Source organism: Clostridium sp. DSM 17811 (assembly GCF_018861905.1).
GTDB lineage: Bacteria > Bacillota > Clostridia > Clostridiales > Clostridiaceae > Clostridium_AD > Clostridium_AD frigoriphilum.
Genome location: NZ_JAHLDU010000052.1, coordinates 1 through 10,597 on the forward strand (window position 1 = coordinate 1; position 10,597 = coordinate 10,597).

The following is a 10,597-nucleotide window of genomic DNA, read 5'->3' on the forward strand; positions in this document are numbered from 1 at the left end:
AGCTATAGCTGCCGGTGCTGAAACCATAGGTAGAAAATAGATTGTACGATATATAGTTTTACCTTTTATCTTAGAATTAAGTAGTACTGCAATACCTAAAGAAAGAATAACGCCGATAGGAACTGAAATCACAGTATATTTTAGTGTATTCAAAGTTGCTTGCCATACAGCAGGGTCTGAAAACATCTGTTTATAATTATCTAACCCGATCCACTGATTAATACCAAAATCACTGGTTTTATTAAAACTTAAATAAATAGTTTGAATTAACGGCCATATATTTAATATAATAAGTCCTATTATCGTAGGTGCTATCATAAAATAAGCCCAATAATAGTCATTTAAATCTTTCTTACTAATTTTTACCTTTTTATCTGAACGTTTCGATGTGTTCTTTTGTTTAATCATCGTTTTCAAAATTTACCCTCCTTTTATAAAATCATAATTAAATTTAGTTAATTATGATGACAGTTAACTATAATCACTAATTGTCATCAATTAATTACTTTTCAGTAGCTAAAAGAGCATTCATTTGTTTATCAATTATACTACAGCCTTGCTCTACTGTAAGTTGACCAGCATATATCTTTGACATTGTGTTATTTTGAATTTCATACCATTTTGATTTTGTTGCTGAATTTGGAAATAAAACAGCATAGCTTAACATTTGTGGATATACTGCCAAGTTAAATTGTTTAGTATTGTCTATAAATGGTTGTGCCGTCCCTGTATATGCTGGAATTGCAGCACCTTTTTTAGCTTGAATAGTATTTGCTTCCTTTGTTCCTAAGAAATCTATGAATTTCAAAGTCTCTACGGGATGTTTAGTTTTTGCTGAAGCAGCATTTCCTAAACCATTATATATTGTTGCTTTTGTCTTTCCATGAGGAATAACAGCTACATTACAATTCTTTGCTACATAAGTATTTTTCTTAAATTCAGTTACCATGAATGATCCAAATAAACCCATTGCAACTTTTCCTGATTCAAAGTATGTCGTATAGCTAGTATCTGCAAATTGTTGTTGAGTTGGAGATACCTTATATTTTCGACTTAGATCAACATTCCACTGTATTGCTTGTTTGGTAGCTGCTAAACCAAAACCTGATTTTTTATTATCAGGTGAAAGTATATATCCTTTATTTTGGTAAACAAAATTATAGTAACCTTGTTGGTCATCTGAAGGAGCCCCAAAACCATACACTCCCTTTGAAGGGTCAGTTAACTTTTGAGCAACTGATAAAAGCTTATTCCAATCCCAAGTTGCATCTGGATAAGCAATACCCTTTTCATCAAAGATAGTCTTGTTGTACCATAATGCTATTGTATCGTAATCCTTAGGCATAGCATAATTTTTACCCTTTAATGTATATAGATTTACAAGATCCTTAGGGAAATTACTCATTTTTACGTCTTTACTATTCTTTATAGTGTCACTTAAATCCATCAACATACCACCATTAGCATATTTTAAGAAAGCATTCGAATGCATCCAGAATACGTCTGGAAGTGTTCCACTTGAAGCCCCTGCCTCCATTTTTGGCCAATATTGATCCCAAGGTGTAACTTCCACTTTTACTGTTATATTTGGATTTAATTTGTGGAAAGAATCAGCGATAGCTTGCATACCTGGTTGTTGATTTTTATCCCAAATTTCATAAGTAAGAGTTACAGGTTTATTACTTGTACCGCTGGTGGTCTTAGAAGTACCACAGCCCGCTAAAGTGGACATCATAACCATAGAAGTAAGTGCAACCGCAATAATCTTGTGTAAACTTTTTTTCATTTTTTAAATCCCCCTCTTTATTTATTCATATTTGTATATTTATAAATTGCTAAATTAGCAATCCATAAAAGCATTATGTAAATGATTACTATAGGTATATTATATACAATATTTTTAAACATGTCAACCGTATGACTTAATTTAAGAAAGCATTTTCTATATCCAAATATATATCAACAAAACTTCACTATCAACCTCATAATTTATGATTATTATCTGGACACATAGGAGATTTTAGATTATTATGTATCTCATGAGATTTTGAGATAACTGTTTAAAAATAATTATAGAATTACCTCAAATTTAATGTTTTGTGATATGGCAATATATGTGATCTTAATCAATTATAATGAAAAAACTTTGGACAATAATTAATTAATAAGTTTTTTAGAGGACATTAAATAATTTAAATTATAGGAATAATCGTGGTTATATTAGTGCAAAAACAAAGGAAAACATTCACAAAGCATTGAAAGAACTAAACTATCATCGAAATGATCTCACAATATCACTTTTTTATAATCTAACATATATAATTGGATTAATTTTTCCAACTACAAGCAATCCGTTTTTTTTATAATTAGTTTTCCATGTAGAAAACATTTGTGCGTCAGACCAGAGTTTGGCCGCAGACTTCCATTAGATTGCGCCCATGCAGAACGCACGATAAAAATAGAGACTATGTAATATTCTCCATAGTCTCTATTAATAATTCATTTAAATAAACTCTTAAGTGGTTTTTCTTTCCACTAAAGTTACAGGCAAGATATTTTCTATATCTACTTCTTTTTTTTCGAGTAAATCTATTAGAATTTTTACTGCTAGCTCCCCCATCTCTTCTATTGGTTGTTTTATTGTAGTTAAAGGTGGGACTATAAGTGATGCTATATTAATATCATCATACCCAACAATTTTTAAGTCCTTTGTAATATTTTTTCCAATTAAGTTAGCAACATGTATTATTGAAGCTGCTATCATGTCACTGCTAGCAAAAACACCATCTATATCTGGATGCTCTTCAAACAACTTATAAGCCAGCTTCTCATAGCCCTCAAAAATATCAAGCTTTGCCTGTTTTATAATAAAATTTACTTTTCTCTCCAGTACGACATCCATAAAAGCCTGATAACGCTTATTAGCTGGAGTATTAATTTCAAGTGGTCCGCTTATATGAGCAATATTTTTACATCCTCTATCTATCAAAAGATTTGTAGCCAAAATACCTCCATTATAATTATCCGAAGTGACAAAAGGTATATTATTAGTAAATGTTCTATCAAGTGCTACAATAGGCAAATTAGGAATAAGATAATCCGAGGTCTCTAAGGTATGGCTTCCCATAATTATTCCGTCCACTTGATATCTTTTAAGCATTTCTACATAACCTTTTTCCTTAACGCTGTCTTGATAAGAATTACATAACAAAATCTTATAGCCAGCCTTATAAGCATAATACTCTATATAACTAGTAAGTTCCGCAAAAAATGGATGAGCTACATTTGGAATAATAAGCCCAATCATGTTAGACTTTCTTCTGAATAAAGAACGTGCTATTTCATTCGGCTGATAATCAAGTTCTTTCATAGCCTCATGAACCTTGTTTCTAGTAACCTGACTTATATAGCCTCTATTATTTAAAACCCTTGAAACAGTTGTAACAGTGACCCCAGCTATCTTAGCCACATCTTTTATCGTTGCCATAAAGACATCCTCACCCTTGCACAATCAATTTGAGTCATTTACATTATAACTTCTTATACTAAATATTGAGCTACCTTGCTAGACTCATCAATATATTCTATCACAGACTTATTAGTTTTTAAATCTATAAATAATGTACAATATCTATCATCCTTATGCCAATAAAGTCGAATTTCGTCTTTAGCAGTATGAATAACTTTAAATTTTCCATTAAAAGCAGGGTATTCATTTCTAAATCTGATAAGTTTTAAAAGTCTTTGAACAACTTCTTTTTTAACTGACTGCTCAATTTCCTCAAGAGTGAAGTTGTGACGGTTAATTTCACGACCTTCACCAGTTTTCTTTACATTTTCAACATCATTTTCCCCTGCTAGTAGTCCCACATAATATACCTGCGGTATCCCAGGTACAAAAAATTGAATTGCTCTAGCTGCCAAATATGCATCATCATCACACTCCAATAAAGAGTAGTAAGAGCCTCTTATTTGATGCACATCAAATCCATCTTCTGACTTATCTTCTTCTGATAAAATAAGGCTTAAATTTGAGCCTCTCTTAAGGGTCAAATCTACAAGTTTTCTAGCTTCCTTAGTATCTATGAGATCATCCATATCAGGTTTTACAGGAATACCATCATGGCAGTCAAGCATTGTAAATTGTCTCGACGGACGATCCTTAAGGTATTCACAAAGCTTCTCACTTGATTTATTTATTAATGTATCAAGAATGGTATAAGGCAGAATAAAATCATAAATCCAGAACCCATGCTCTGCAAGTTTGTATTGAGTTGAGTAATGTGAATGAACTTCTGGAAGCAATTCAATTTTCATAGAATCCGCCAATTTCTTAATCCAATCAAGAAAATCATATATTTCCGGTTCTACAAAAAAACAACTTGTTCCAAGCTTTTTGATAACATATCCAACTGCATCTAATCTCACTATTTTAACGTTATGCTTACTAAAATTCACAAAAAAATCTTTAAGAAGCTGTTTTACCTTATCTGACCTTACATCCAAATCAATCTGCTCAGAAGGGCTAGTTTTACCAAAAGTAGTCCAAACCTTCTCTTCCTCACCCGTTTCTTCTATTTTAAAGTTTGAATAAGGCACTGTCCTGCGAAGTGACATCCTTTCAATGTCTTCTTTAACTGGTTTTCCATCTTCCCAAATCTTATCCAAAGTGATAAATAAGTCAGAATACTCTGATTTTCTACCTTTTTTAAGAAAATCTTGAAAATATATAGACTTACCTGAAATATGATTAACCATTAAATCAACCAATATATCAAAGTTTTCTCCTATGTCTTTTATATCCTCCCATGTACCGAACTCTGGCTCTATCATCAAATATGTAAGTGGTGCAAACCCTCTATCTCCTGAAGACGGAAATGGTGGCAGAATATGAACTCCACCTTTAAAGATATCAGAAAAATGTTTTAAAAGTACATTGTTAAGAATTTTTAAATTACCTCCCATAGAATCTGGATAAGTAATAAGCTGTACTTGATTTTTTACTGCCATACTAAAATCTCTCCTTATAAAATCTATTTAGAATCTATTTGATTTTATTATATATGTGACTTTAATATATGTCAATAGGTTGACATGTTGTATTTTATTTGTCTTATAGCTTAAATTTTTGAACCATATCACTTAGTTTCTCCGCTTGTATTACTTGGCTTTGAGTAGCATTTGTTATTTCTTCAATAGCCATAAAAGATTCATTAACACTTGCAAGTATTTCCTCTGAACTAGCCACTGATTCCTCAGCCGTAGCAGATACATTCTCTATTGCTTTATGAATTTCTGATACTGTTGCATTAACCATATTCATTGAAGATCCAATGTCTGTTGATAGATTATTGAATACTACTGCATCTTCCCCGTATTGCTTACTTGTGTCTACAAATAATTCATAATCCGGCTTAACTTTATTATCCATGAATTCCAAAACTTCTTGAGCACTGCCCGAAAGATTTTTAAATGCTTTTTCAACTCCGGTCGTTACATTTTGAATGCGTTTTACTGCATCTGCTGATTTTTCAGCAAGTTTTCTAACTTCATTGGCTACCACAGCAAATCCCTTACCTTGCTCTCCCGCTCTTGCGGCTTCTATCGCTGCATTAAGTGCAAGGAGGTTTGTTTGGGTGGCTATGTTTCCTATTTCATCAGCCATTATTTTAACTTGACTAACAACCATACCTTCTTCGATTGCTTTTAGTATGCTTGTTTGATTTACAAAATATAATTCACTTGTGGTATCTGAACTATCTTGCGCACTTTTTCTAAGGCCAATTGTTTTTTTCTCTATGTCTTTTGCAATATTATTTCCTTTATTTGCTCTCCCAGTCACTTCTGCCACATTTTGTGCAATATTTTCTGTTGTAGCGTTTATTTCTTCAGTCGTTGCACTAAGTTGCTCTGCTCCCAATGCTACTTGTTTTATTGATTCATTTACTATCTCCATTTTCGCTGATATTTCTTCTGTTGTAGCAGATAGTTCTTGGCTAGTGGCAGTAATACCAGTAGCACTTTCTGATATCTCAGAAATTAATATTTTTAAATTTAATATAGCTTTATTTATTGCCTTTGCTAAACTTCCGATTTCACTTTTATCATTAATATCAACGGTCTTTGATAAATCATTTTCTCCAAGTGATTGTGCAACTTTTAGAATTTTCTTTATTTGCCTTGAGGTTGTAATAGCTATTATTAAACCCAACATAATAGCGACAACTAACCCTAGAATACTTAATACATTGATTATCCTACTTGCTTTATTAAAAGACACTTGACTAGCTTCATAATCAACTTTTGCAGCATTTGAATCTGTTGTTAATTCTTTGACTAGAGTTTTAATCATATCATTTGTATTTGCATCACCACTTGATAATAGCTTACTTGCTTTAACATACTCTCCATTATCAACTAGTTTAATTAATTTTTCTCTATTTGTAAGATTCTCCAAAAGTAATTTTTCATATTTTGCAAATTGTTGTTTACTTAAATCAGTTGTAATCGTAGTTTTGTATTCTAATATAAGTGTATTATTTATAGTTTCCATATCTGCAATACTAGCCTTTATTGTTTGTAAATTGCTTTTATTTCTAGAATCACTAATTGACACCTCATCTGCCTTAATTTGTACTGAATTTGTAATAATACGGCTAATATCTTTAATCGCTATCAAATCATTATTATAAATATTGTTAACATTTGTATTGATATTTCTCATACTGCTCGTCCCCGTAAATCCAATTAAACCTATAAACATTGCAACAAGTAAAAAAGCTGATAGTAATTTTTGAATCATTTTTAAATTGCTAAACCATTTCATTAATCCCCACTCCTCAAATAGAATACTTTTTTTCTGTTTAATCCCTATGTTTAAGATTATAACCAACGATTGTATTACAAATATCAAATAATTATGTGAACCTTATCTTATTTGAGTTGCTTATAATATTTTATTAAATCACCAATTCTTTTCCTATAATATAAAAAATATAAATTTTCTTATCATAATTAACATATATATGTGCAAAATAATAAAGACCCCATAATTTAAAAGTGCCATTAACTAGCATGTAACTTATGTGAGGAGATTTAACTTAATATTCTAATGATGGAAGGGAAAAATATGAATATTTCAATGAATTTTATAAGCGGACTAATGCATATCGATAAATATTTAATTTTAATATTACATCAGTATGGGATATTAACATACGTTATTCTTTTTCTAATTATATTTTTAGAAACAGGCTTAGTTGTTACACCCTTTCTACCAGGTGATTCAATGTTATTTGCAGCAGGAGCACTAGCAGGACTCGGATCAATGAATATTTCCACTCTTCTAGTTGTAGGATATTTTGCAGCATTACTTGGTGATATTTCTAATTATTATATAGGCAGGAAGATTGGAAGCAATATATTAGGGAAGCAACAGGTACTATTTATTAAAAAGGAATATCTAAAAAAAGCTCAAGCTTTTTATAAAAAACATGGTTCATTAACTATAATACTCGCAAGATTTGTTCCTATACTTAGAACATTTGCCCCTTTTGTGGCTGGGATTTCACAAATGAGTTATCTTAAATTTATTCCTTGCAATATGATTGGTGATGGATTATGGGTAAGTTTGTTTTTAGGTGGAGGTTATTTTGCAGGAAATCTATCATTTATAAAAGATCATTTTTCTTTTGCATTAATAACCATAATAATAGTTTCATTACTACCTGGAATTGTATTGTTTTTTAAAGAAATGCACAAAAAAAGGGAACCCAATAAAAATGATATCCCTAGTACTGAAGTTTAATAATATTTAATTAATAATGTTAGCTAATAGTGTTTCTAGCCAATTTGTTATTCTCTCTAAAATTTATAATTGACCCAATAACAATAAAAGCAATTCCTATCATCGTATTTGCGGCAATTGCCTCTTTTAGAATTATTAAAGCTAAAATCGGCGCTAAAGCAGGCTTAATAAAAAATACAATTGATGCAGTAGATGCAGACGTCTCTTCCATCGCTAATATATAAAACGTGTAACCAAGCCCAGTTACAAAAATACTAATATAAGCAAGCATTGGAATATTGCTTAGTGTTATACCATGCAATATAGGAATATTAGCGAATTCCTTTAACCCATTATCTGATAAAATTTTTGATATAAAACTTAATTTTGTAATAAGCATAAGTACTAACATTTCAAGGCTACCCATTAAAAAGCTAAAACAAGTTAATACTACCCCTCCAAATTTTTCGGATTTCTTATTGCATATTACACTATACAAAGCAAATGTTACAGTAGAAATAACAATAAATATTATACCTTGTAAACTTATTGTCATATTAAAAGGGTTCAATATACATACCATTCCAATTATGCTTAATCCCATTGTAATAATGGTATGCTTATATAATTTTTCTCCCATTAAAAAGAAAGCGAAAGTAACTACAAATATAGGATTACAACTAAATAGAACCGCAACTATAGATGCCTTACAATAAAAAATGGCAAGTTGGTAAAATGTCATACTTACTACAACGCAAATAAAGCCTGTTAATATAAAAAATGAATAATCATTCCTGTTTAAAGAAAGCTTTTTACTCCTTAAATTTTTTAAAGCTAGCGGAAGCAACATGATAGACCCTATAAAAAATCTTAAGAAACTTATCTGTATAGGGTTAAATTGATTAGACACCATTTTTAAAACTATTTCCATAGTGCTGAAAAGAAAAGCAGACAGAATAATAAACCAAAATCCTTTTTTCATTTATAGACACCTCTAATATATAAATTTGTTAATGACTGATATAATTAAAAATACTGCCTAGACAGAATTATAAGTTTATATTACATATACAGCACCTTCATTTTAACACAATATGCTTTATTTTACCATTTTGCCGTTTTAATATAATTTTAGTTACTACTTTTTTGACCTATAAATAAACATTTATAAAAAATACATAAACCAAACAAAATATACATCATATTGACACTCTTCTGACACTTACAATTGATATAATTTAACCATAGAAATAAATAATTAATAAATTAGTGAGGAGATACTAAAATGAAAAATATATCTTTAAAGACCAAAATACTAACTGGAATATTAACAGGGGGTATATATTTATCCTCTGTTAGTACAACCTTTGCACTAACTACAACCCCAATAAACATTAACGGAAATACAGTTTTAACAAGCGAGTGTAAACAAATAAATACTAAAACAAAACGAAATTTAAAAACCAATTTAGAAGAACCTATAATTACTAGTACCATAACTCAGGCTCAAGCAAATAAAATTAAATCTGTACTAAATAAATCTAAAACTACAAAGGTCAACAATATTGATTATGCAAAAACTATAATCAATTCAGAAAATAAATTATATAAAAGTAATACTAACATTAATTATATAAATCCAATAACTACACTTGTTGATAATGGTACTATAAATCAAACGCAAGCAGATAAAATTTTAATGAAACAGCTGTACCTATATCATGAAAAAATGTTAAAAAGTTCACTTTAAAAATCGGATTAATAAGTATCCTCTATTTGGGCAACCTAAATATTAGAGGAGTTGATAGTAATGAATAGTGAAAATATTAAAAATTTAAATTTCCTTCTCGAGAGTGAATATATGTCTATTGACAGTTTGGAAGCGTTGATAAACCATGCGAGTAACATAAATATTAAAGCTAAATTACAAAACATACAACGAACCCATAAACAACATACTCTACAGATTTCTACTAAAATACAAGATCTTGGAGGTAGGCCCTCTGGCAGTATTGGAATTCAAGGAGTAGTCGCAGAAACTATATCAAATATAAAGCATATTGGCACTACCGATAATACTAGTTATCTTAAAGAAGCCCTACAAGGTGAGTTCATGGCAATAAAAACTATTAATGGATTAATAGCAAATAATTCAGTATTTAGTAACTCTACTATTTTAAATAATATAATAAAAGACCATCAAAATAATATTGATTCATTGAATAATATTATTAATACTTCTAAGTAATTTCAACTGTAAATGTACTAATTTTAGAACACTTTTAATACATATTATATTAAACTGTTCATGTATAAAAACATTATTTATGATGTCTTAGTTCAGTTGTACTAATTCTAGTACACACACGCCCAAATTTACATTAAAATATGTAAATAGTGTAATAATAAAAGATATTTTTTAGTAAATAATTATATTTCCACTAACTTTGAAGTATTTTTTGTGTTTAAGTGGCGATTATGTCTTTAAAACAGACATGGCATTATTCTTGCTTATATTATTTATAGATACTAATGTTGAATATTGAAAGTATTGTGTTTATAATTAGATATGAAGAAAACGTTTTTACAACAAGACTTATAATTACTATGAACAAAGAATAAGATAGGTATCAACTAATACTTGTTTTCCATCTTACAAAATAGCGAGGAGGCAATTTCATGAATTTTACATTGACAAAGGAACAAGAATTTGTAAAACAGATGGTAAGTGAATTCGCATTAAACGAAGTTAAACCTTTAGCTGCGGAAATAGATGTTACAGAAAGATTTCCTAGCGAAACAGTAGAAAAA

Annotated in this window: 10 protein-coding genes and 1 pseudogene; 5 read left to right on the forward strand and 6 right to left on the reverse strand. The window is 29.9% G+C overall.

Annotation, left to right across the window (positions count from 1 at the left end):
• Nucleotides 1–408 (reverse strand): carbohydrate ABC transporter permease (locus tag KPL44_RS24215; RefSeq protein WP_216255842.1); only part of this gene is annotated, 408 nt, incomplete at its 3' end.
• 94 nt (nt 409–502) lie between these two features.
• The gene (locus KPL44_RS24220; protein WP_216255828.1) at nt 503–1,786 is read right to left on the reverse strand and encodes an ABC transporter substrate-binding protein; all 1,284 of its coding nucleotides are present in this window, start codon (nt 1,784–1,786) and stop codon (nt 503–505) included.
• A 430-nt stretch (nt 1,787–2,216) separates the two neighbouring features.
• On the opposite strand from KPL44_RS24220, the pseudogene KPL44_RS26150 reads away from it, so the two are divergent.
• Nucleotides 2,217–2,366 (forward strand): annotated as a pseudogene (locus KPL44_RS26150) (LacI family transcriptional regulator); the annotation flags it as partial.
• A 149-nt stretch (nt 2,367–2,515) separates the two neighbouring features.
• Here the strand turns inward: KPL44_RS26150 and KPL44_RS24230 are convergent.
• The 3 genes from KPL44_RS24230 to KPL44_RS24240 form a co-directional block, all read right to left on the reverse strand.
• Nucleotides 2,516–3,487: a LacI family DNA-binding transcriptional regulator gene (locus KPL44_RS24230; RefSeq protein ID WP_216255830.1), complete on the reverse strand. Its 972-nt coding sequence runs from the start codon at nt 3,485–3,487 to the stop codon at nt 2,516–2,518.
• Between the two features lie 53 nt (nt 3,488–3,540).
• Nucleotides 3,541–5,010, reverse strand: a complete 1,470-nt coding sequence (gene gtfA / locus KPL44_RS24235; protein WP_216255831.1) for a sucrose phosphorylase — start codon at nt 5,008–5,010, stop codon at nt 3,541–3,543.
• Nucleotides 5,011–5,113: 103 nt separating this feature from the next.
• Nucleotides 5,114–6,826: a methyl-accepting chemotaxis protein gene (locus KPL44_RS24240; RefSeq protein WP_216255833.1), complete on the reverse strand. Its 1,713-nt coding sequence runs from the start codon at nt 6,824–6,826 to the stop codon at nt 5,114–5,116.
• A gap of 303 nt (nt 6,827–7,129) precedes the next feature.
• Here KPL44_RS24240 and KPL44_RS24245 point away from each other — a divergent pair, with 303 nt between their 5' ends.
• Entirely contained in the window at nt 7,130–7,807 is a 678-nt protein-coding gene (locus tag KPL44_RS24245) for a VTT domain-containing protein (RefSeq protein ID WP_216255835.1), read from the forward strand.
• A 19-nt stretch (nt 7,808–7,826) separates the two neighbouring features.
• Here KPL44_RS24245 and KPL44_RS24250 read toward each other — a convergent pair whose 3' ends face one another.
• Nucleotides 7,827–8,768 (reverse strand): DMT family transporter, encoded by a 942-nt coding sequence (locus KPL44_RS24250; protein ID WP_216255837.1) that lies wholly within the window; start codon nt 8,766–8,768, stop codon nt 7,827–7,829.
• A 303-nt stretch (nt 8,769–9,071) separates the two neighbouring features.
• Between KPL44_RS24250 and KPL44_RS24255 the strand changes: the two genes are divergently transcribed.
• From KPL44_RS24255 to KPL44_RS24265, 3 genes are all read left to right on the forward strand, one after another.
• Nucleotides 9,072–9,536: a hypothetical protein gene (locus tag KPL44_RS24255; RefSeq protein WP_216255839.1), complete on the forward strand. Its 465-nt coding sequence runs from the start codon at nt 9,072–9,074 to the stop codon at nt 9,534–9,536.
• Between the two features lie 60 nt (nt 9,537–9,596).
• Nucleotides 9,597–10,034, forward strand: coding sequence for a DUF2383 domain-containing protein (locus KPL44_RS24260; RefSeq protein ID WP_216255840.1), 438 nt, complete (start codon nt 9,597–9,599; stop codon nt 10,032–10,034).
• Nucleotides 10,035–10,465: 431 nt separating this feature from the next.
• Nucleotides 10,466–10,597 (forward strand): acyl-CoA dehydrogenase family protein (locus KPL44_RS24265; protein WP_367302968.1); only part of this gene is annotated, 132 nt, incomplete at its 3' end.

What these genes read in the sequence shown, in the direction of transcription:
- KPL44_RS24220 (WP_216255828.1), bottom strand. Translation starts at nt 1,786, where the DNA reads ATGAAAAAAAGTTTACACAAGATTATTGCGGTTGCACTTACTTCTATG.
- KPL44_RS24230 (WP_216255830.1), bottom strand. Translation starts at nt 3,487, where the DNA reads ATGGCAACGATAAAAGATGTGGCTAAGATAGCTGGGGTCACTGTTACA.
- gtfA (WP_216255831.1), bottom strand. Translation starts at nt 5,010, where the DNA reads ATGGCAGTAAAAAATCAAGTACAGCTTATTACTTATCCAGATTCTATG.
- KPL44_RS24240 (WP_216255833.1), bottom strand. Translation starts at nt 6,826, where the DNA reads ATGAAATGGTTTAGCAATTTAAAAATGATTCAAAAATTACTATCAGCT.
- KPL44_RS24245 (WP_216255835.1), top strand. Translation starts at nt 7,130, where the DNA reads ATGAATATTTCAATGAATTTTATAAGCGGACTAATGCATATCGATAAA.
- KPL44_RS24250 (WP_216255837.1), bottom strand. Translation starts at nt 8,768, where the DNA reads ATGAAAAAAGGATTTTGGTTTATTATTCTGTCTGCTTTTCTTTTCAGC.
- KPL44_RS24255 (WP_216255839.1), top strand. Translation starts at nt 9,072, where the DNA reads ATGAAAAATATATCTTTAAAGACCAAAATACTAACTGGAATATTAACA.
- KPL44_RS24260 (WP_216255840.1), top strand. Translation starts at nt 9,597, where the DNA reads ATGAATAGTGAAAATATTAAAAATTTAAATTTCCTTCTCGAGAGTGAA.